General features: G+C 64.8%; 17 protein-coding genes. 7 read left to right on the top strand and 10 right to left on the bottom strand.

Annotated elements, in window-relative coordinates; all coding sequences use genetic code 11:
* Positions 1 to 36: 36 nt before the first annotated feature.
* The 6 genes from C8N34_RS18795 to C8N34_RS18770 all read right to left on the bottom strand — a co-directional run bounded on the left by C8N34_RS18795 (position 37) and on the right by C8N34_RS18770 (position 6,017).
* Positions 37 to 888, bottom strand: coding sequence for an ATP-binding cassette domain-containing protein (locus C8N34_RS18795; protein WP_054303926.1), 852 nt, complete (start codon positions 886 to 888; stop codon positions 37 to 39).
* A complete protein-coding gene (locus tag C8N34_RS18790; RefSeq protein WP_108130072.1) occupies positions 888 to 1,724 on the bottom strand; it encodes an ABC transporter ATP-binding protein in 837 nt (278 codons plus the stop codon). Before C8N34_RS18790 ends, C8N34_RS18795 begins: the two co-directional genes overlap by 1 nt.
* A 4-nt stretch (positions 1,725 to 1,728) precedes the next feature.
* A complete protein-coding gene (locus tag C8N34_RS18785) occupies positions 1,729 to 2,646 on the bottom strand; it encodes an ABC transporter permease subunit (RefSeq protein WP_054303924.1) in 918 nt (305 codons plus the stop codon).
* Positions 2,643 to 3,650, bottom strand: coding sequence for an ABC transporter permease subunit (locus C8N34_RS18780; RefSeq protein ID WP_054303923.1), 1,008 nt, complete (start codon positions 3,648 to 3,650; stop codon positions 2,643 to 2,645). Before C8N34_RS18780 ends, C8N34_RS18785 begins: the two co-directional genes overlap by 4 nt.
* A gap of 72 nt (positions 3,651 to 3,722) precedes the next feature.
* Entirely contained in the window at positions 3,723 to 5,267 is a 1,545-nt protein-coding gene (locus tag C8N34_RS18775; protein ID WP_235451311.1) for an ABC transporter substrate-binding protein, read from the bottom strand.
* Between the two features lie 84 nt (positions 5,268 to 5,351).
* Complete coding sequence (locus C8N34_RS18770) at positions 5,352 to 6,017, bottom strand: helix-turn-helix domain-containing protein (RefSeq protein WP_054303922.1); 666 nt, start codon at positions 6,015 to 6,017, stop codon at positions 5,352 to 5,354.
* A gap of 268 nt (positions 6,018 to 6,285) precedes the next feature.
* Between C8N34_RS18770 and C8N34_RS18765 the strand changes: the two genes are divergently transcribed.
* A complete protein-coding gene (locus tag C8N34_RS18765; RefSeq protein ID WP_108130071.1) occupies positions 6,286 to 7,614 on the top strand; it encodes an aspartate aminotransferase family protein in 1,329 nt (442 codons plus the stop codon).
* On the top strand, positions 7,611 to 8,369 hold the full coding sequence (locus C8N34_RS18760; protein ID WP_242013846.1) for a beta-keto acid cleavage family enzyme: 759 nt from the start codon (positions 7,611 to 7,613) through the stop codon (positions 8,367 to 8,369). Before C8N34_RS18765 ends, C8N34_RS18760 begins: the two co-directional genes overlap by 4 nt.
* Here C8N34_RS18760 and C8N34_RS18755 read toward each other — a convergent pair.
* Both C8N34_RS18755 and C8N34_RS18750 read right to left on the bottom strand, forming a co-directional pair.
* Positions 8,366 to 9,133, bottom strand: a complete 768-nt coding sequence (locus C8N34_RS18755) for an inositol monophosphatase family protein (RefSeq protein WP_108130070.1) — start codon at positions 9,131 to 9,133, stop codon at positions 8,366 to 8,368. The genes C8N34_RS18760 and C8N34_RS18755 overlap by 4 nt on opposite strands.
* 2 nt (positions 9,134 to 9,135) lie before the next feature.
* Positions 9,136 to 9,936: a DeoR/GlpR family DNA-binding transcription regulator gene (locus tag C8N34_RS18750; RefSeq protein ID WP_199750706.1), complete on the bottom strand. Its 801-nt coding sequence runs from the start codon at positions 9,934 to 9,936 to the stop codon at positions 9,136 to 9,138.
* A 185-nt stretch (positions 9,937 to 10,121) separates the two neighbouring features.
* On the opposite strand from C8N34_RS18750, the gene C8N34_RS18745 reads away from it, so the two are divergent.
* The 5 genes from C8N34_RS18745 to C8N34_RS18725 are packed head-to-tail and all read left to right on the top strand — an operon-like array spanning position 10,122 to position 17,466.
* On the top strand, positions 10,122 to 11,066 hold the full coding sequence (locus tag C8N34_RS18745) for an ABC transporter substrate-binding protein (protein WP_108130068.1): 945 nt from the start codon (positions 10,122 to 10,124) through the stop codon (positions 11,064 to 11,066).
* Between the two features lie 57 nt (positions 11,067 to 11,123).
* Positions 11,124 to 12,152 carry a quaternary amine ABC transporter ATP-binding protein gene (locus C8N34_RS18740; protein WP_108130067.1) on the top strand — a complete coding sequence of 343 codons (1,029 nt, stop codon included), beginning with the start codon at positions 11,124 to 11,126 and terminating at the stop codon, positions 12,150 to 12,152.
* Positions 12,149 to 14,131: an ABC transporter permease gene (locus C8N34_RS18735; protein WP_108130066.1), complete on the top strand. Its 1,983-nt coding sequence runs from the start codon at positions 12,149 to 12,151 to the stop codon at positions 14,129 to 14,131. Before C8N34_RS18740 ends, C8N34_RS18735 begins: the two co-directional genes overlap by 4 nt.
* The gene (locus C8N34_RS18730) at positions 14,124 to 15,011 is read left to right on the top strand and encodes a choline kinase family protein (protein WP_108130065.1); all 888 of its coding nucleotides are present in this window, start codon (positions 14,124 to 14,126) and stop codon (positions 15,009 to 15,011) included. The genes C8N34_RS18735 and C8N34_RS18730 overlap by 8 nt, the downstream gene beginning before the upstream one ends.
* A gap of 10 nt (positions 15,012 to 15,021) precedes the next feature.
* Positions 15,022 to 17,466, top strand: a complete 2,445-nt coding sequence (locus tag C8N34_RS18725; RefSeq protein WP_108130064.1) for a GcvT family protein — start codon at positions 15,022 to 15,024, stop codon at positions 17,464 to 17,466.
* 3 nt (positions 17,467 to 17,469) lie between these two features.
* Here the strand turns inward: C8N34_RS18725 and C8N34_RS18720 are convergent, their stop codons facing one another.
* Together C8N34_RS18720 and C8N34_RS18715 are read right to left on the bottom strand one after the other, a co-directional pair.
* The gene (locus C8N34_RS18720; protein ID WP_108130063.1) at positions 17,470 to 18,237 is read right to left on the bottom strand and encodes a DeoR/GlpR family DNA-binding transcription regulator; all 768 of its coding nucleotides are present in this window, start codon (positions 18,235 to 18,237) and stop codon (positions 17,470 to 17,472) included.
* Positions 18,238 to 18,287: 50 nt separating this feature from the next.
* On the bottom strand, positions 18,288 to 20,078 hold the full coding sequence (locus C8N34_RS18715; RefSeq protein ID WP_108130062.1) for a helix-turn-helix transcriptional regulator: 1,791 nt from the start codon (positions 20,076 to 20,078) through the stop codon (positions 18,288 to 18,290).

The raw sequence follows: 20,078 nt of genomic DNA, 5'->3' as shown, positions 1-20,078 counted from the left end.
CAATCGGGCCGCCCCCGATGCGGGGGCGGCGGCATCTCATGCGGGCTGGGCCTGCCGGGCGGCCTTGCGGCGGGCGACGCGGGCGCGGATCGCCTCGACATCCGTCACCGGCGTCGCAGCGAACAGCGATTTGGTATAGGGATGCTTCGGGTCGGCAAACAGTTCCTCCCGCGAACCCTGTTCCACGGCCTCGCCCTTCGAGATCACCATGACCTCGTCGGCGATATAGCGGACCACCGACAGGTCATGGCTGACGAAAACGTAAGTCAGATCGAACTCGTCCTGCAAATCGGCCAGAAGGTTCAGCACCTGCGCCTGCACCGACAGATCCAGTGCTGACACGGGCTCGTCCAGCACCAGCAGCGAGGGGTTCAGCATCAGCGCCCGGGCAATGGCGATCCGCTGCCGCTGTCCGCCGGAAAACATATGCGGATAGCGGTTGAAGTGTTCGGGTTGCAGCCCGACCTTCTTCAGCATCGCCTCAGCCCGTTCGCGCCGTTCCGAGGCAGGAACATCGGTGTTGATGACCAGCGGTTCCATCAGCACGTCGCCGATCTTCTGACGCGGGTTCAGGCTGCCATAAGGGTTCTGGAACACCATCTGCACCTTGGAGCGCATGGCGGGGCCGGGGCGCTGACGGCGGATGTCGACGGGCTGGCCGTCAATCCGCAACTCGCCGCCGGACGGCGCGTCGATCAGCGCGATCACGCGGGCCAGCGTCGATTTGCCCGATCCGCTTTCGCCAACGATGGCCAGCGTCTTGCCCTTCTGTACGGCAAAGTCGATGCCCTTCAGTGCCCGAACCACCTTGGCGCCGGAAAACATGCTGCCCGGAATGTGGTAGTCCTGAACAATGGCGCGGCCTTCAACGACGGGGGTTGCAGTCATCACACGCCCTCCTGCTGGAAGAAATCGGAAACGGTGGGCAGGCGGTCGCCGGTCGCATGTTCCGGCAGGGCGGCCAGAAGCGCGCGGGTATAGGGGTGCTGCGGCGCCTCGAACAGCGACAGCACATCCGCCTCTTCCATCTTCTTGCCCTTGTATTGCACCACCACACGGTCAGCGGTTTCGGCCACCACGCCCATGTCATGCGTGATGAGGATGAGCGCCATGCCGTAATCCTCCTGCAGCTTCATCAGCAGGTCGAGGATCTGTTTCTGGATCGTCACATCCAGCGCGGTGGTCGGTTCATCCGCAATCAGCAGACGCGGGTTCGAGGCGATGGCCATGGCGATCATCACACGCTGGCACTGCCCGCCCGACATCTGGTGCGGATAGGCGTTGATCTTCACCTCGGGCTCGGGGATGCCCACGGCGCGGAACAGGTCCAGCGCCTTGGCATGGGCGTCGCGTTTCGACAGGCCGAGGTTCAGGCGCAGCACCTCCTCGATCTGGAAGCCCACGGTAAACGAGGGGTTCAGCGAGGCGATGGGTTCCTGAAAGATCATCGTGATCTCCCGGCCGATCAGGCGGCGGCGTTCGGACCCGCTCATCTTCAGGATGTCGCGGCCGTCATAGGTCATTTCATCGGCGGTGATGGTGGCGGTATCGGGCAGAAGCCCCATTACCGCCAGCATCGACACTGATTTGCCGGACCCGCTTTCGCCCACGATGGCCAGAACCTCGCCCCGGTCGACGCGGACGTCGATGCCGTCCACGGCGGTAAAGCTGCCGGTGGCGGTGGCGAATTTGACCGTCAGGTTACGGATGTTCAGAAGCGCCATGATGTCAGCTCCGCTTCAGCTTGGGGTCGAGCGCGTCGCGCAGACCGTCGCCCATCAGGTTGATCGCCAGCACCGAAATCAGGATGGCGAGGCCGGGGAAGGTCACGACCCACCAGGCGCGCAGGATGAATTCGCGCGCTTCGGCCAGCATGGTGCCCCATTCCGGCGCGGGCGGCTGCGCCCCCATGCCAAGGAAGCCCAGGGCGGCGGAATCGAGCACGGCGGACGAGAAGGACAGCGTGGCCTGCACGATCAGCGGTGCAAGGCAGTTCGGCAGGATGGTCTTGAACATCAGCCGGATATTGCCGGCCCCCGCCACGCGGGCGGCGGTGACATATTCGCGCTTCATCTCGGACATGACGGCGGCGCGGGTCAGGCGGGCGAAATGCGGCTGATAGACGATGGCAATGGCGATCATCGCATTGGTCAGCCCCGGCCCCAGCACGGCCACCAGCACAAGGGCAAGCAGCAGCGACGGGAAGGCAAGAATGACATCCATCACCCGCATGATGACGCTGTCCACCCAGCCGCCGAAGAACCCGGCCAGAAGGCCGATGACGATGCCGCCCACCAGCGCGATGGACACGACGACGATGCCGATGAACAGCGAATACTGCGCGCCGAAGATCAGGCGGGACAGGATGTCCCGGCCAACGGCATCGGTGCCCAGCAGGTAGCTGGCGCTGCCACCGTCCTGCCAGACCGGCGGGACCAGCAGCGCCTCACGGTATTGCGTGGTCGGGTCATGCGGTGCCAGCACAGAGGCGAATACCGCGATCAGCACCAGCAGGATGAAGACGGCGAGGCCCACGACGGCACCGCGGTTCTGGCTGAAGTAGAACCAGAACTCGGCGATCATCCGGCGGCGGATTGCGGCGTCCGAAAGCTTGACCGGGGCGTTGGTTTGGGACGTATCGGTCATTTGACGCGGATCCTCGGGTTGATGAGGCCATAGGTAAGATCGACCAGCAGGTTCACGACCATGACCAGCGCGGCAATCAGCAGGAGGCCGGATTGCACCACCGGATAGTCACGGCGCGAGATGGAATCGATCATCCACTTGCCGATGCCGGGCCAGGAAAAGATGGTCTCGGTCAGGATGGCGCCCGCCATCAGCACGCCGATTTGCAGGCCGATGGTGGTGATCACCGGGATCATGGCATTGCGCAGCGCATGCACGCCGATCACGCGGTAGGTAGGCATCCCCTTGGCGCGGGCGGTGCGCACATAATCCTCGCCCATCACCTCCAGCATGGCGGAGCGGGTCTGCCGGGCGATCACCGCCAGCGGGATCGTCGCCAGCACGACCGAGGGCAGGATCAGGTGGCTCAGCGCCGAGGTGAAGGCGCCCTTTTGCCCCGACATCAGGCTGTCAATCAGCATGAAGCCCGTCACATTGGGGAAGAAATACAGCAGGCTGATGCGGCCCGACACCGGGGTCCAGCCCAGAATACCGGAAAACAGGATGATCAGGAGCAGGCCCCACCAGAAGATCGGCATGGAAAAGCCCACCAGTGCGGCGGTCATGGAAATCTGGTCGAACCAGCTTCCCCGTTTGATGGCGGCCAGCACACCCACCGGCACACCGATCAGCGTGGCGATGATGATGGCGCACAGACCCAGCTCGACCGTTGCCGGGAACAGGGTCAGGAATTCGGTCAGCACCGGCTTCTTGGTGACCAGCGAATTGCCGAAATCACCTTGCAGCAGACGGCCGAGGAAGTCGAAATACTGCATCACCACGGGTTTGTCGTAACCCAGCTGCGCCGTCAGTTCGGCGTGCCGTTCAGGGCTGACGCCGCGTTCGCCCGCCATCAGCAGCACGGGGTCGCCGGGCAGGATGCGTACGAAGCTGAAGGCAATGACGGTGATCCCGAGGAAGGTCGGGACCAGATACAGAAGCTTTGAGAGGATGAACCGGACCATGCACCGTTTTCCTTGTAGAACGCGCGGGGAACCATGTCCCCGCGCGTCCGGTTTCCGTTAGATGCGGCCCGATTATTCGGCGATGTCCACGGTTTCGAAGGTGAAGTCGCCCAGCGGGCTCATCACGAAGCCGGAGACCTTGTTCGACATCGGCACATACTGGGTCGAGTGCGCGATGGTGAACCAGGGCGCCTGCTCCTTGAAGATGACCTGAGCCTCTTCATAAAGCTTGGTGCGCTCGGCCGGGTCGGCGGTAACCTTGGCGTCCTTCAGCAGTTTCGAGAAGTCCTCGTTGCACCAGAAGGCACGGTTCGCGCCGCCTTCACCGGCGGAATCGCAGGACAGCAGCACCGACAGGAAGTTGTCCGGGTCGCCGTTGTCGCCGGTCCAGCCCAGGATCACGGCGCCGTCGCGGCCGGGTTCCATCGACTTGGCCAGATACTCGCCCCATTCGTAGGACACGATCTCGGCCTTGACGCCGACCTTCGACAGGTCTTCCTGCATCAGCTCTGCCGTGCGGCGGGCGTTCGGCATGTAGGGACGCTGCACCGGCATCGCCCAGATCTTCATGGACAGGTCGGTGACACCGGCCTCGGCCAGCATGGCCTTGGCGGCTTCCGGATCGTAGGGATCGTCCTTGATCGAGTCGTTGTACGACCACATGGTCGGCGGGATCGGGTTCTTGGCGGGTTCGGCCGCGCCCTGGAACACCGCGTCAACAATGGCCTGCTTGTTGATGGCCATGTTCAGCGCCTTGCGGACCTTCGGATTGTCGAAGGGCGCCATGGTCGTGTTGTAGGCCAGATAACCCACGTTCAGACCGGCCTGTTCGTCCAGCTTCAGGTTCGGGTCGGCCTTGATCGCCTCGATATCGGCCGGGGCCGGATAAGGCATCAGGTGGCATTCACCGGCCTTCAGCTTTTGCAGACGCACTGCGGCGTCGGGGGTGATCGCAAAGACCAGATCGTCGATGATCGGCGCCTCGCCCCAGTAGTCGGGGTTCTTGGCGTAGCGGATCACGGCATCTTTCTGATAGGCGACGAACTTGAACGGGCCGGTGCCGATCGGCAGGTTGTTCAGGTCTTCCTTGGTGCCCGCGGCGTCCAGCGTATCGGCATATTCCTTCGACACGATCGAGGCGAAGGGCATGGCGATATTGGCGAGGAACGGCGCTTCCGGCTGGTTCAGCGTGAACTTGACCGTGTAATCGTCGATCTTCTCGACCGACTTGATCAGGTTCGGCATGTCCATCGAAGTGTAGTATTCGTAGGTGATGCCCGAGATGTACTGGTGCCACGGATTGCTGGCATCGCCCTGACGCGCATACGAGAAGACCACGTCATCGGCGTTGAAGTCGCGCGACGGGGTGAACTTTTCGTTCGAGTGCCACTTCACGCCCTTGCGCAGGTGGAAGGTGTATTCGGTGCCGTCTTCCGACACATCCCAGCTTTCGGCGAGGCCGGGGATAACCTCGGTCGTGCCTTTCTTGAACTCGGTCAGGCGGTTGTAGACCGGGTGGGCCGAGGCGTCGAAGGTGCCGCCGGCGGTATAGGGCGCGGGGTCGAACCCTTCGGGCGACGCTTCCGAGCAATAGACGAAGGTCTTGGCTTCCGCCATGGCAGCGCTCATGGCCAGCGCCGAGGCAAATACGAGAAATCGCTTCACGTTTATACTCCCTTGAGGTTTGAAGTCGTCCGCCAGCTATTTGGCGGTTGCGTCGGGCGCGCCTTCCGGCGCGTCGAGTCGGGTTTCGTCCGGCACGGGGGATGATGAAATCTCGTGCGGGATATGGGCTGACGGCGTGGCGCCGTGCAGCATCTTGCCGGTCCACAGCAGACGCGCCATGCGGTCGCCGGGGTTGGACCAGGAATGCGGGTGCTGGCCAAGGTAATGGATGCTGTCGCCTGGGCGCAGCAGGAACTGCTGTCCGTCCACCACCTGAAGAATTTCGCCGTCCAGAACGAAGATCAGCTCTTCGCCCGCGTGCTGGATGGTTTCGGAGGCATAGCCTGCGGGCACGTTCAGGACGAAGGAGGTCAGTTCATGGCCCGGAAACTCGGCACCGATCCGTTCATAGATCACCGAAGTGCCGGAAACCGCAAATTGCTGGCGCTCAGAGGCGCGGGTGACGCTGTCGGACTGGCGGGGGGTGGCGATGAAATGTTCGATTCCCACATCGAGCGCCGCCGCGATTTCCGCCAGCGTTCCCAGTGTCGGGGTCGCATTGTCGCGTTCGACCTGGCTGAGATAGCTCACCGATACACCACAGGCATTGCTCAACTCCTGCAAGGTCATCGACATCATCTGCCTGCGCTTGCGTATCCGTTGTCCCAGAGCGACGGGCGCGCCTGCGGGTTTCCTTGCCATTGTCATCCTTGATCGCAGAATCTTGCCCCAGAGGAAGTTCATCCGAATTGCTGCGACATTGCAACACGAATTTTTGTCTGGGAAAAAATTTAACTCCGATTCGGTCCTTTCCGTAAGGGCAGCTTTCCAAGGGTCTGTCAACCCTTGCGGGAATGGTTGCGGCTGAACAGGCACGGTGGCCTGCTGTTTCGGACTGGCTTTCACAGGGCGGTAGCTTGATACTCCCGCTGATCCGCAAGCGGCGGATCAGCGGGAAAGGGTGCGGATCATGCCGGATCATCTGTTCGGGCGGTCAACGAAAGGGGCCTTGCCCGTCGCCGTGCGGGGCGAGGGGTGCTATCTGATCGACGCGGCGGGCAAACGCTATTTCGACGGGTCGGGTGGCGCGGCTGTGTCCTGCCTTGGCCATTCCGATGCGGGGGTGCGGGCGGCACTGCATGACCAGCTGGATCGGCTCGCCTTCGCCCATACCGGCTTCTTCACCTCCGAACCGGCCGAGGCGCTGGCCGACCGGCTGATCGCCCATGCGCCGCCGGGGATCGACCGGGTCTATCTGGTCTCGGGCGGGTCGGAGGCGGTGGAGGCGGCGCTGAAACTCGCGCGACAGTATTTCATGGAAATCGGCCAGCCGCAGCGCCACCGCGTCATTGCGCGGCGGCAAAGCTACCACGGCAATACCCTGGGTGCGCTGGCGGCGGGGGGGAATGCCTGGCGGCGCGCGCAATTCGCACCGCTGCTGGTGGAAACCAGCCATATCGCGCCCTGCTACGAATACCGCGACCGCGCGCCGGGTGAAACGGTCGAGGCCTATGGCCTGCGCGTCGCGGACGAGCTGGAGGCCGAAATCAACCGCCTTGGCCCCGAAACGGTGATGGCCTTCATCGCCGAGCCGGTGGTCGGCGCAACTGCCGGGGCGGTGCCTGCTGTGCCCGGCTATTTCCGCCGCATCCGCGAGATTTGCGATCAGCATGGCATCCTGCTGATCCTGGACGAAGTGATGTGCGGCATGGGCCGCACCGGCCACCTGTTCGCCTGTGAGGAAGATGGCGTGGCGCCCGACCTCATCACCATCGCCAAGGGGCTGGGGGCGGGTTATCAGCCCATCGGGGCGCTGCTGACCTCGGGCCGGATCTATGACGCCGTCGCGGCGGGCTCGGGCTTTTTCCAGCACGGGCACACCTATATGGGGCATCCGATGGCGGCGGCGGCGGCCAATGCGGTGCTGGAGGCGATTGTCGCGCGCGGGCTGCTGGCGCGGGTGCGCGAACAGGGCGCCAGGCTGCAAGCCGCGCTGGAGGCAGCGCTGGGCCAGCACCCTCATATCGGCGACATCCGGGGGCGGGGGCTGTTCCGCGGCGTTGAACTGGTCGCGGATCGGGAGACGAAAGTCCCTTTCGACCCGGCGCTGAAGCTGCATGCCCGCGTCAAGGCGCTGGCCTTCGAGGCCGGGCTGATCTGCTATCCGATGGGGGGCACCATCGACGGCCAGCGCGGCGACCATATCCTTCTCGCGCCGCCCTTCATCATCGAGGATGCACAGATCGACGAATTGGTAAGCAAACTTTCCGGCGCGATCCGGGGCGCGCTGGCTGCATGAGCCTGCCGCGGATCATGGTGGCACCCACGGGCGCGCGGCTGGGCAAGGCGGATCATCCGGCGCTGCCGCTCACCATTCCCGAAATTGTGGCCTGCGCGGTGGACTGTCAGGCCGCCGGGGCAGGGGCCATCCATGCCCATGTCCGCGATGCCGAAGGCGCGCATGTGCTGGACGCCGGGCTTTATGCCGAATTGCTCGCAGAACTGTCCCGCGCCGTGCCGGGCATGGCGGCGCAGATCACCACCGAGGCGGTGGGGCGCTATAGCGCCGCCGAACAGCGCGCGCTGGTCATGGCGCTGCGGCCAGCCATGGTTTCGGTCGCACTGCGCGAGATCACCACGGAACCCGACGAGCGGCTGACCCGCGCCTTCTATCACGATTGCGCGGGCGCCGGGATCGCGGTGCAGCATATCCTTTATGACGCGGCCGATGTGGACCGGCTGGCCGCCCTGCAAGGCGCGGGTGTGGTGCCTGCGGGCGAAGTGCAAGTGTTGCATGTTCTGGGCCGTTACACGGCTGGTCAGGTTTCGGCCCCTGCCGATCTGGCGGAGCCGCTGGCGCGGCAGCGGGCGGCGGGCTTGCAGGCCGACTGGGCGGTCTGTGCTTTCGGCCCGGCGGAAACCGCCTGTTTGGTGGCGGCCATCGCGCAGGGCGGCAAGGCGCGGATCGGGTTTGAGAACAACCTTTTGAATGCCGATGGCAGCCCGGCCCGCGACAATGCCGACCGGGTGCGCGAGTTGGTCGCGGCGCTTTAGGCGGCCAGCAGCGCGATCATCGCGTCGCGCAGTTCCGGCGTCGCGGCGGTGATGACGCGGCCGTCGGATTCCAGCGTCAGCGCTTTGCCCTGCCAGTCGCAGATCAGCCCGCCTGCCGCCTCGACCAGCGCGATCAGCGGCAGATAGTCGTAGGGCTGCAAGCCGCAGTCCACCACAACGTCGATCTGCCCTGCCGCGACCAGCGCATGTGGGTAGCAATCATAGGCCATGCGGCGGGTATGGCCGACGCGGCAGAGCCGGGCGAAACGGGCGGGGTCGGCGGCCTCGATCTTCTCGGCCTCGTTGATATAGACCATGGCCTGCGCCAGATCGCGGGTCTGCCGCACCGCGATGGAGGTGCCGTTCAGCGTGGCACCATGGCCGCGCGCGCCCGCAAAGGTTTCGTTCAGCGCGGGCATCCGCACCACGCCGATTTGCGGCACGCCCGCCACCAGCCGCCCCAGCAGCATGCCGAACAGCGGATGGCCGGTGATGAAGGACCGCGTGCCGTCGATCGGGTCGATGATCCATGTCGCGTCGCTTTGGCCTTCGGTCACGCCATATTCCTCGCCGAAGATGCCGTCCTGCGGAAAGGCTTCGGCCAGCGCGTCGCGGATGAACCGTTCTGTCCCCCGGTCGGCGATGGTGACCGGGCTGTCATCTTCTTTCGCCACCAGTTCCAGGGGCTTGCGGAAATGCGCCATCGGAATGGCACTGGCGCGTTCGGCGATGGCGATGGCCTGTGCCAGCAGGGTCTGGGTCATGGTCACTTTCCTTCAGCAGGCATGTCGGCGGCGACGCAGATCGAGACGCCCCAGTCGGCGGCGGCGGCGGCGATGTCGCCGGGCGGGGCCGCATCGCAGACCAGCAGGTCGATCTCTGTCGGGTCGCCCAGCGAGACGGGGGCAATACGATGGAACTTGCGCATGTCGGCGGCGACGATGCAACGGGTCGCGCGCCGCATCATGGTGCGGGTCAGCCGCGCCTCTGACAGGTCGGAGAACAGGAACCCCCGCTGCGGACAGATGCCCGAGGTGGAGAGGATCGCCAGATCCAGCATGAAATATTCCAGAAACCCCAGCGCCTCGGGGCCGAAGGCGCCGCCATCATTGGCGCGCAACTCGCCCCCGGCGAAGAACACCCGGTTGCCGTTGCGGGTGGCCAGCTTGTAGGCCACCGCGACGGAATTCGTGACGATGGTCAGCCCGCGATGGGCATGCAGCGCATCGGCGATGAAACTGGTGGTGGAGCCGACATCCAGAAACAGCGAGCTGCCGTCCGGCACCATGCCCGCCACTACGCCCGCGATGCGGCGCTTGGGTTCGGCCTGTTCCATCAGCCGGGTTTGCAGATCGGCCTCCACCGCATGTTCGACCAGCCGCGCGCCGCCATGCAGCTTTTCCACCAGGCCGCCCTTGGCCAGCCTGCGCAGGTTGCGGCGGATGGTTTCGTCCGAAACGTCAAGCTCATGCGCAAGGCTTTGCACCCGCGCGGCACCGCCTGCCCGGCGCAGGGCATGCAGGATCTCGGCCTGACGGTGGTTCGAAGTGGGGTCAAGATCGCTCATTCCGGGCATCCGATGCGGGGCTCTGACGAAAGATTAGCCATCGAGCGCACATAAATCCACATGAATGGCAGAATGATGAGCGTATATGTTGAAATTATGTTGCCATGTGTTGAGTTGCTGTTACCGTTTCTTCAGCGCCTGATTCAGCGGGTGCCAATACAATCGAAAAACACAGGGAGTCCGAAATGAAAAAGACGTTCACGCCTGTCGCACTCGCATTGTCGGCCGCGCTCGCTGCGGGTGCGGCCTCGGCCGAGGTGGAAAGCAACGACCCGATCAAGATCACCACGCATGACTGGTCTGGCCAGATCATCAGCGCAACGCTGATGGGCGAGGTGCTGAAGAAGGCGGGTTACAATGTGGAATATGTGCAGGCCGACTATCTGGCGCAGTTCGCGGGGCTGAAGACCGGCGATCTGGATCTGGCGATGGAGATCTGGGCAACCACCGGGCAAGAGGCGCTGGACGAGGCCGTCGCCTCGGGCGGGGTGGTGAATTTCGGCGAGACCGGGATGAAGGCGAAAGAGGAATGGTGGTATCCGGCCTATATGGAGGAAACCTGCCCCGGTCTGCCCGACTGGAAGGCGCTGCGCGATTGCGCTGAGGCATTCTCGACCGCCGAGACAGCCCCGAAGGGGCGCTATCTGGGTGGCCCGGTGACCTGGGGCGGCTTCGACGAGGAACGGGTCGAGGCGCTGGACATGGATTTCGAGGTGGTCCACGCGGGAACTGACGCCGCGCTGTTTGCCGAACTGCAATCGGCCTATGAACGCAAGGCGCCCATCGTGCTCTGGCTCTATTCCCCGCATTGGGCGCCCGAGAAATACGAGGGTAAATACGTCGAATTCCCGCCCTATGAACCGGCCTGCTACACCGATCCCGCCTGGGGCGAGAACCCCGATGCGGCCTATGACTGCGGCAAGCCGACCGGCCCGATCTGGAAAGCTGGCTGGGCGGGGCTGGAGGGTAAGTGGCCGGGCGCGGCCAGGATCATCCGGGCGTTCCACGTTGAAAACCCGGAGATGGGTGAGATGATCTACAAGGTCGATGTAGATGGCGCCGAGATCCCGACAGTGGTGGCCGAATGGATGGGCGCCAATGAATCCGTCTGGCAAGGCTGGCTGAAGTAATGGCCCGTCGGGGGGCGTCCGCCCCCCGTCCTTCCTCACTGCCCGGACCGGACCGCCATGGAACAGCCGATCATCCTTGAATGCCGCAATGTCTGGAAGCTTTATGGCGCCAGTGCCGACAGCTTTCTGCAAAGCCACGGCATGCAGGCCACGCCCGAGGCGCTGCGCCGTGCCAATATCGTCAGCGCGGTGCGCAGTGCCGATGTGACCATCCGCAAGGGCGAGATATTCGTCATCATGGGCCTGTCGGGATCGGGCAAATCGACGCTGGTGCGCTGTCTCGCCCGGTTGATCGAGCCGACCGCCGGGGAGATCCGGTTCGAAGGGCGCGACCTGCTGGGCATGTCAGGGCCGGAGCTGATTGCGTTGCGGCGGCACAAGATGGGGATGGTGTTTCAGCATTTCGCGTTGTTGCCGCATCTGACCGCACTGGAAAACGCAGCCTTCCCGCTGGAGGTGCAGGGTATCGACCGCAAGACCCGGCTCGACCGCGCCATGCAGGTGATGGAACTGGTCGGGTTGCAAGGGCGCGAGAACCGCTATCCGCACGAGCTTTCGGGCGGGCAGCAGCAGCGCGTCGGGATTGCGCGATCCCTGATCGTCGAGCCCGATCTGTGGTTTCTGGATGAACCCTTCTCGGCGCTGGACCCGCTGATCCGGCGCGAGATGCAGGATGAATTGCTGCGTCTTCAGGCGCGGCTGCACAAGACCATCGTCTTCATCACCCATGATTTTGACGAGGCGATCCGTCTGGCCGACCGCATCGCGGTGATGCGCGATGGCGCCATCGTGCAGACTGCCACGCCCGAGGAACTGGTGCTGAATCCCGCCGACGATTACGTCGCCGAATTCACCCAGCACATTCCGCGCGCCAAGGTGGTGCGGCTGGGCACGGCGGCGAAACCGCTGGGGCCGGGGCCGTTCGCCGGTGATCTGACTGCAAGTCTGCGCGTGGCTGAGGCCGCCGACCGGATCGAGGCGGCGGGCCTGCCGTTCCGCGTACTGGCCGGGGATGGCGCGCCCATGGGCGAGATCGATGGCCGCACCGTCATCGACATCCTGATCGGCCGCGAGGTCGCGCGATGAGACGCTGGCGCCCGGCCGATCTTCTGTTCTGGGGCGGGCTTGCGCTGGTGACGCTGGTGCTGTCGCTGGCGTCAAAACAGATCGGGGCGGCGACGGGCTGGAAATGGCTGACCAAATTCCCCAAAGGCTGGGAGTTGCACGCTGACCGCGCGATTTCGACCGCGATGAAATGGCTGGTCGAGGATGCGGCCCTTGGCCCCCTGCGGTTCCGCGATCTGACGCGGCTGCTGTCGGCGCTGGTCGAGGCGCCCTATTTCGTACTGCGCGATTTCCTGATCGACGGGTTCCAGATCGGGCAGGGTCAGCAGGCGGTGCCGGTGCTGCCGCATGTCAGCTGGCTGGTCGTCGTGCTGGGCTTCGGCCTTCTGGCGCATCGGGCTGGCGGCTTCCGGCTGGCGGCGCTGGTCGTGGCGAGCTTCCTGTATCTTCTGCTGTTCGGGCTGTGGGAAAGCGCCATGGTCACGCTGGCCTCGGTCGCCATCGCGGTGCCGCTGGGCGTCGGGCTGGGCATCCTGCTGGGTATCGCGGCCTTCCGCTTCCGCTGGGTCGACACAGGCCTGCGCCCGCTGCTGGATCTGATGCAGACCGTGCCGGTCTTTGCCTATCTGGTGCCCATCCTGTTCCTGTTCGGCTTTGGCGCCATGTCGGCACTTGTGGCGACGATCATCTACGCGATGCCACCCATGGTGCGGATCACCACTCTGGGCCTGCGCGGTGTGCCGGAAGAAATTGTCGAGGCTGGGCGCATGTCGGGCTGCACTCCGCGCCAGAACCTGTGGAAGGTGCGGCTGCCTGCGGCGCGGGGCCTGCTGATGGTCGGTGTCAATCAGGTGATCATGCTGACGCTGAACATGGTCATCATCGCCTCGATGATCGGGGCGGGGGGCTTGGGCTTTCAGGTGCTGACCGCGCTGCGCAAGCTGGACGTGGGCGCGGGGGTCGAGGCCGGGTTCGGCATCGTCATCCTTGCCGTGGCGCTGGATAGGCTGAGCCAGGCCATCGCGCGCCGTGGCCCGGTGGTGCAGGCACAAGGGGGGTGGATGGCCCGCCACCCGCGCAGCCTTGCCTTGCTAGTGGTGCTGCTGGTCAGCTACCCGCTGGGCGTGCTGCTGCCCGCGCTGAACAGCTTTCCCGAAAGCTGGCAGCTCAGCACCGGCAGCTTCTGGCAGGGGGTAATTTCATGGATCAACCTCAACCTCTATGACCAGATCGAGGCGGTGAAAGTCTTTGCCCTGACCTGGATTCTGGTGCCGGTGAAGCAACTCTTGCTGGGTATCCCGTGGCCTTGGGGGCTGGCGCTGGCATTTGCGATTCCTGCGAAGATCGGGGGCTGGCGGCTGGGCGCCATGGGCCTTGCCATGGCCAGTTTCATCGCGGCGAGCGGGCTTTGGCCCGAGGCGATGATCACGCTTTACCTTTGCGGTGTCTCTGTCGTCATCGCCATGCTGATCGGCGTGCCGCTGGGCGTCTGGGCCGGACAGAACGCGCGGGCCAATACCGTGCTCACGCTGGTCATCGACACGCTTCAGACCCTGCCGACCTTCGTTTATCTGATCCCGGTGGTCATGTTGTTCCGGGTCGGTGATTTCTCGGCCATGATTGCGGTCGTGCTTTATGCCGTGGTGCCCGCCGTGCGTTATGCCGCCCACGGCATCCGCAGCATTGACAGCCAGCTTGTCGAGGCCGGGCTGGTTTCTGGCTGCACGCCGCGGCAGCTTTTGTGGAAGGTGAAGCTGCCGCTGGCAATGCCCTCAATCCTGCTGGGCCTGAACCAGACCATCATGCTGGCACTGTCGATGCTGGTCATCACCGCGCTGGTCGGCACCCGCGACCTTGGGCAGGAGGTTTATATCGCGCTGACCAAGGCCAATGTCGGCAAGGGTGTGGTGGCCGGTCTGGCGGTGGCCTTCCTCGCCATCATGAGCGACCGGATCATCACCGCCGCAGTGAACCGCAAGAGGGGGGAGGACCATGCCTGAGACGCTGCAACAGCTTCTGGATCGTGCGGCGGCGCTGCCCTGTTTCACCGCGCCGACACGGGTGGCGCCGCTGGAGGGGGGCAAGACCAACCTCAACCTGCTGGTCGAGGATGGCGGCGCGCGCTTCGTCGTGCGCTTCGGCGTCGACATCCCCGAACATGGCATCCTGCGCTGGAACGAACTGGCGGTGTCGCGCGCGGCCGAGGCGGCGGGCATCGGCCCCGCCGTGCGCCATGCCGCGCCGGGGGTGATGGTGGTGGATTTCGTCGATGCCCGGCCGCTGACACCCGAGGACCGCGCCGCCCCCGCCACGATCCCCGCGCTGGCCGATCTGCTGCGCCGTGTGCATCACGATGTCTTTGCCCGGCTGGATGGCCCTGTCCTGTCGTTCTGGGTGTTCCATATCCTGCGCGATTATGCCCGGCGGCTGTCTGCCAACGACTCGGCCCATATCGCGCTCCTGCCCGGCCTGATGGATCAGGCGGCGGCGCTGGAGGCCGCCATCGGCCCCACCCCCACGGTGCTGGGCCATAACGACCTGCTGCCGGGCAACATCCTGAAGGGCGATGGCCGGTTCTGGCTGATCGACTGGGAATATGCGGGTCTCGGCAGCCCGCTGTTCGATCTGGGCGGGATCGCCTCGAACAACGGCTTTACCGGGGCCGAGGAACTGGCACTGCTGGCCGCTTACCACGGTCAGCCGGTCAGCGATGCGCTGTGGCGGCAATATACCGCGATGAAATGCGCCTCTCTCCTGCGCGAAACGCTGTGGAGCATGGTCAGCGAACTGACCTCGGCGCTGGATTTCGACTACGGCGCCTATACCGCCGAAAACCTTGCCGCCTTCCGCGCGGCCTATCACGCTTATCAATCCCTGTGAGGACTTTGTGATGACCAGCCTTCCTTCATCCTCAAAGGTCGTGATCGTCGGCGGCGGTATCGTCGGCTGCTCGACCGCCTACCATCTGGCCAAGATGGGCGTCGAGGTCGTGCTGCTGGAACGCAAGAAGCTGACCTCGGGCACCACCTTCCACGCGGCGGGCCTTGTTGGTCAGGCGCGCAGCAATGCGAATGTGACGCAGTTGCTTGGCTATTCCATCGACCTTTACAAGAAGCTGGAGGCCGAGACGGGGCAGGCGACCGGCTGGAAGATGAACGGCGGGCTGCGGCTGGCCTGCAACGAGGAACGCTGGACCGAGGTGAAGCGGCAGGCGACCACGGCGCACAGCTTCGGGCTGGACATGCAGCTTCTGTCGCCGCAGGAGGCGCAGGATCTGTGGCCGCTGATGGACATCGGCGATGTCGTCGGCGCGGCTTTCCTGCCGACTGACGGGCAGGCCAACCCGTCCGACATCACGCTGTCGCTGGCCAAGGGCGCGCGCATGGCCGGGGCGCAGATCTTCGAAGATGTGAAGGTGCTTTCGGTAGACATCCAGAACGGGGTGATCCGGGGTGTCGTCACCGAACAGGGTCGCATCGACTGTGAAAAGGTCGTGGTCTGCGCCGGCATGTGGACGCGCCCCTTCTGCGCCGCACATGGTGTGAACGTGCCGCTCGTGCCGGTGGAGCACCAGTATATCGTCACAGAACGGATCGAGGGCGTGACCTCTACCCTGCCCACGCTGCGTGACCCTGATCGCCTGACTTACTGGAAGGAAGAGGTTGGCGGGCTGGTGATGGGCGGCTACGAGCCGAACCCGAAGCTCTGGCGCGACGGATCTCTGCCGCCGGGGTTCCATTACACGCTGCTGGACAATGACTTTGACCATTTCACCCCGATCATGGAGCTGGCGCTGGGCCGTGTGCCCGCGCTGGAACGGGCAGGCGTGAAACAGATGATCAACGGGCCGGAAAGCTTTACCCCCGACGGGATGTTCATTCTGGGCGAGGCACCGGAACAGCGGAATTTCTTCGTCGGTGCCGGGTTCAACGCCTTCGGCATCGCCTCGGGTGGCGGGGCGGGCATGGCGCTGGCGGAATGGGTGGCCAAGGGGCAGGCACCCTTTGACCTCTGGCCCGCCGACATCCGCCGCTTCGGCCGCCCCCATTTCGATACCGACTGGATTCGCAGCCGGACCTATGAGGCTTACGGCAAGCATTACACGATGGCCTGGCCCAGCGAGGAACACCATTCGGCCCGGCCCTGCCGCAAATCGCCATTGTATGACACGCTGAAGGCCGATGGCGCGGTGTTCGGCGAAAAGCTGGGCTGGGAACGGCCGAACTGGTTCGCCGATCTGGCGGCAGGCGAGGGGCAGGCGGATATCTACACCTTCCAGCGGCCGAACTGGCACGATGCGGTGGGCCGCGAACATCGCGCCTGCCGCGAGGCGGCGGTGCTGTTCGACCAGACCTCTTTCGCCAAATTCGCGCTGAAAGGCCCGGATGCCGAGGCTGCGCTGCAATGGATTGCCGCGAATGATGTGGGGCGTCCGGTCGGCAGCCTGACCTATACCCAGATGCTGAACGACCGGGGCGGGATCGAGGCCGATCTGACCGTGGTGCGCCGGGCGCGGGACGAGTTCTACATCGTCACCGGCACCGGCTTCGCCACCCGTGATTTTGACTGGATTTCGCGCAATATCCCGGCAGGCATGAATGCGCAGCTGTTCGACATCACCTCGGCCCATGCAGTGCTGTCGCTGATGGGGCCGCGCGCGCGCGCCATCCTGCAAGCGGTTACGCGGGCAGATGTGTCGAACGCCGCCTTCCCCTTTGGCACGGCCCAGACCATTGGCATCGCCGGTTGCCCGGTGCTGGCGATGCGGGTCACCTATGTGGGCGAGTTGGGGTGGGAACTGCATTTCCCGGTGGAATACGCCAGCGCCGTCTATGCCGCGCTGCACAAGGCGGGCGCGGCGCATGGGCTGCGCAATGCGGGCTACCGCGCCATTGAAACGCTGCGTCTTGAAAAGGGCTATCGGGCCTGGGGCGCCGAGATCGGGCCGGACCACACACCGGACGAGGCGGGCCTTGGCTGGGCGGTGAAGCTGAAGAAAGACATCCCCTTCCGGGGCCGCGAGGCGGTTGCGGCGCAGCGGGCGAGCGGGGTGTGCAAGATGATGGCGACCTTCACCACCTCGCCCGACATCATCCTCAGTGGCCGCGAAACGATCTATCGTGACGGGCAGCGCGTCGGCTGGCTCAGCTCGGGTGGCTTCGGCCATACGCTCGGCCGGTCCATCGGTATGGGCTATGTCCGCAACCCCGAAGGGGTCAGTGCCGATTATGTGCTGTCAGGCCGGTATGAGCTTGAGGTGGCGACGATCCGGGTGCCCGCCGAAGTCTCTCTGGCGCCGCTTTACGACCCGAAGATGGCGCGGGTGAAGGCCTGAGGCTCAGGCGCCGGTCTGGCAGGACACCAGCCGGAACGGCGCCAGCACTTCGGTAAAATCGGCGGCAGGCGGCCGGTCCGTCACGATCTGGCTGTCGGGGGCAAGTTGCACCTGAAAGGCGCTGGGCGGGCGGCGCCCTTCGGTGAATTTGGAATGATCCACCGCCATGATCGTGCCTTCGGCGATCGCCTGCATGGCATCGGCGATATCGGCCTCGCATTGCTCGAAGGCCAGAAAGCCGCGCCGGGGATCGACGGCTGAGGCTGACAGGATGCAGCGCCCGACCCGTATCCGTTCGATGGTGGCGAAGGCCTGCCGGTCATAGGCGGCGCCGTCATGGTCGCGCAACTGGCTGCCCGCCATATAGACCTTGTTGCCCGGTACGGTGGCCAGTGTCGAGGCGACGAAGGTGGAATTGGTGACCACCGTCAGGTTGCGCCGGATCTGCAACGCCTGCGCGATGAAGCCCGAGGTCGATCCGGTGTCGATGGCAAGGCTTTCGCCGTCCTGCACCATCGAGGCGACCATCGTGGCAATGGCGGTCTTTTCCTGCCGCATGAGCTGCATCCGGGCGTGATAGGGCGCATCCACCGGCTTCGACACCGCGACGATGGCGCCATGGACCTTGCGCACCTTGCCCGCATCGACCAGCGGCTTGATGACCCTGCGGATGGTCTGATCCGATACGCCCAGCAGATCGGACAACTCGCCGACAGAGATCGAGCCGCGCAGCGCGACCGCATTTTCGATCTGATAGGAATACTTGGTCATCGCCGTGGTTATCCGCCAGAATGCCTGCCATTGCAACAGAACCGCCCCGGTCAGGCGGGCTGCGGCGCACGCGACAGTTCGATGATCCGGTCTACAATCAGGCGGCTTTGCTGGTAGAAGATCAGTTCGCCCGCATCGGCGACAGGCTCGACCCGGATCCTGGGGTTGCGCCGCTCGATCTGGCGGTAGCGCATCTCGTCGAACACCCCGTCCAGCACGGGGGCGAGAAACAGCAGCGGGATGGTCAGCGCCTCGATGGCCGCGTCGATTGGCGCACCCGCCAGTTGCAGGTCGCGCACGAAAGCGCCATGTCCCTGTTTCAGAAGGTGTTCACAGGCGTTGCGGATCAGCGCCGCCACCTCTGGGTTCTGACAGGTGCGCATGTCCAGCGGGCGGGTGCGGTAGGCCCGCTCCAGATACCAGTCGACGCCATGTTGCCGCATCATGCGATGCGCCGATTTCGCCACCAGTTCCGCCAGCCAGGGTGTATGTGCCGCCATCCGCATCATGGTGCGCTGGATCGGTTGCAGGCGGTGTATCCCGCTGCGGTCCAGCACGCCGGTATAGCCAATGGCCATCAGCGCATGAAATCGCGCCGGATTGGCTTGCTGTTCCTCCAGCAGCGGAACAAAGCCGTTGGACATACCGATGCCAAGGCAGGGCTGGCGGATGACCCTGTCCAGAAATATCCGCAGGGCGGCCTGATTGTCCTGCCGTACATCCAGATCCTTGTGGAGCGAGCTGTTGCCATAGCCGGGGCGCGACAGGGCATAAAGTTTCACCCCGGCGCGGCGCAGCCGGTCCTCGGCCTCGGGCGGCAGGATATAGGTCATCGGAAAGCCGCGCAGCAGCACGGCGGGGCGGCCGTCACGCGCGCCCATCCATGTCCAGGTCACCACCCGGCCGTCTGGCGTCTCGATGCGGTCCTCGCGGCCCAGCGGATCCTGCCAGACCGGGCTTTCGCCGCGCTGGCCCATCGCCTCGCGCCCTGCGATCATCGCCAGAAGCCGCATCAGATCGACGTTTGTCGGGGCCTCGACCTTGGACATGATGGTCTTGACCTGCGTGCGCACGGTCAGGCGCGACACAGCCCGTGCCTCGGCGATGCGGTCAATGTCACGCAGCAGGAAGAACAGCCGCGCCACCTCCGCTTCGGCGGCGCTCAGCCCGAAGGCCTCGCGCAGGCGGGCCGAGACCGAAGGCTCCCACGCGATTTCGAGCGAGCGCAGCGCCACATGCGCACCGCTTTGGCCGCGCACGGCGATCATGTAGCCTTCGGCGGTAAAGGGCGGAAGCTCTGTTTCCGGGGGCGGGATCACGGTCAGGATGGCTTGCGCCGCATTGCCCTGGCCGCGCGCCGCCCGCATCAGTGCCGTGTAATCCTGAAGCGAGGCGGGGGCGATCACCTCGGTATCCAGAAAGGCGCCCTGCTTGGTGGCAAAGGCGCGCTCGCCCGCGATATTGGCCATGGCCACCCGGCCATCGGGTGTCAGTACGACCGCAGGCCCCGGCACATCAGTAATCGCGCGTTTCAGGGGGTCGTTCTCGGCCGGGATGTCGAGCGTTTCCAGCGTGTGCCGAGCCATCATCAACTGGCCGAACAATTGCTGCGACAGGCCCCGCCTGCGCCCGGTTTCCGGTTCGATCTGGTCCAGCTTGGCGGCCCAGCTTGCGATCATATCCTCGAAAGCATCCTGATCGACGATAGAGCGATAGGTGCTTGCCACGATCTGCATGTCGATCGGATCGGCCGTGGCGCCGTCTTCCGGCGCGCGCCCGTCCTCGGGGCCGAACAGAAACGCCTGATCGGCAAGCTGACCCTTGTGCGTCTGATCCGGCAT

The organism is Gemmobacter caeni (assembly GCF_003054195.1).
In the GTDB taxonomy this organism is placed as follows: domain Bacteria; phylum Pseudomonadota; class Alphaproteobacteria; order Rhodobacterales; family Rhodobacteraceae; genus Gemmobacter; species Gemmobacter caeni.
Note: the sequence above shows the minus strand (reverse complement) of the source record. Positions and strands in the feature narration are given on the sequence as shown.

Coding starts and splice junctions, on each gene's coding strand:
- C8N34_RS18775 (WP_235451311.1), bottom strand. CDS start 5,267: ATGGCGGAAGCCAAGACCTTCGTCTATTGCTCGGAAGCGTCGCCCGAA.
- C8N34_RS18735 (WP_108130066.1), top strand. CDS start 12,149: ATGAGACGCTGGCGCCCGGCCGATCTTCTGTTCTGGGGCGGGCTTGCG.
- C8N34_RS18715 (WP_108130062.1), bottom strand. CDS start 20,078: ATGCCGGATCAGACGCACAAGGGTCAGCTTGCCGATCAGGCGTTTCTG.
- C8N34_RS18755 (WP_108130070.1), bottom strand. CDS start 9,133: ATGACCCAGACCCTGCTGGCACAGGCCATCGCCATCGCCGAACGCGCC.
- C8N34_RS18730 (WP_108130065.1), top strand. CDS start 14,124: ATGCCTGAGACGCTGCAACAGCTTCTGGATCGTGCGGCGGCGCTGCCC.
- C8N34_RS18725 (WP_108130064.1), top strand. CDS start 15,022: ATGACCAGCCTTCCTTCATCCTCAAAGGTCGTGATCGTCGGCGGCGGT.
- C8N34_RS18790 (WP_108130072.1), bottom strand. CDS start 1,724: ATGGCGCTTCTGAACATCCGTAACCTGACGGTCAAATTCGCCACCGCC.
- C8N34_RS18785 (WP_054303924.1), bottom strand. CDS start 2,646: ATGACCGATACGTCCCAAACCAACGCCCCGGTCAAGCTTTCGGACGCC.
- C8N34_RS18740 (WP_108130067.1), top strand. CDS start 11,124: ATGGAACAGCCGATCATCCTTGAATGCCGCAATGTCTGGAAGCTTTAT.
- C8N34_RS18795 (WP_054303926.1), bottom strand. CDS start 888: ATGACTGCAACCCCCGTCGTTGAAGGCCGCGCCATTGTTCAGGACTAC.
- C8N34_RS18750 (WP_199750706.1), bottom strand. CDS start 9,936: ATGAGCGATCTTGACCCCACTTCGAACCACCGTCAGGCCGAGATCCTG.
- C8N34_RS18780 (WP_054303923.1), bottom strand. CDS start 3,650: ATGGTCCGGTTCATCCTCTCAAAGCTTCTGTATCTGGTCCCGACCTTC.
- C8N34_RS18760 (WP_242013846.1), top strand. CDS start 7,611: ATGAGCCTGCCGCGGATCATGGTGGCACCCACGGGCGCGCGGCTGGGC.
- C8N34_RS18745 (WP_108130068.1), top strand. CDS start 10,122: ATGAAAAAGACGTTCACGCCTGTCGCACTCGCATTGTCGGCCGCGCTC.
- C8N34_RS18720 (WP_108130063.1), bottom strand. CDS start 18,237: ATGACCAAGTATTCCTATCAGATCGAAAATGCGGTCGCGCTGCGCGGC.
- C8N34_RS18765 (WP_108130071.1), top strand. CDS start 6,286: ATGCCGGATCATCTGTTCGGGCGGTCAACGAAAGGGGCCTTGCCCGTC.
- C8N34_RS18770 (WP_054303922.1), bottom strand. CDS start 6,017: ATGGCAAGGAAACCCGCAGGCGCGCCCGTCGCTCTGGGACAACGGATA.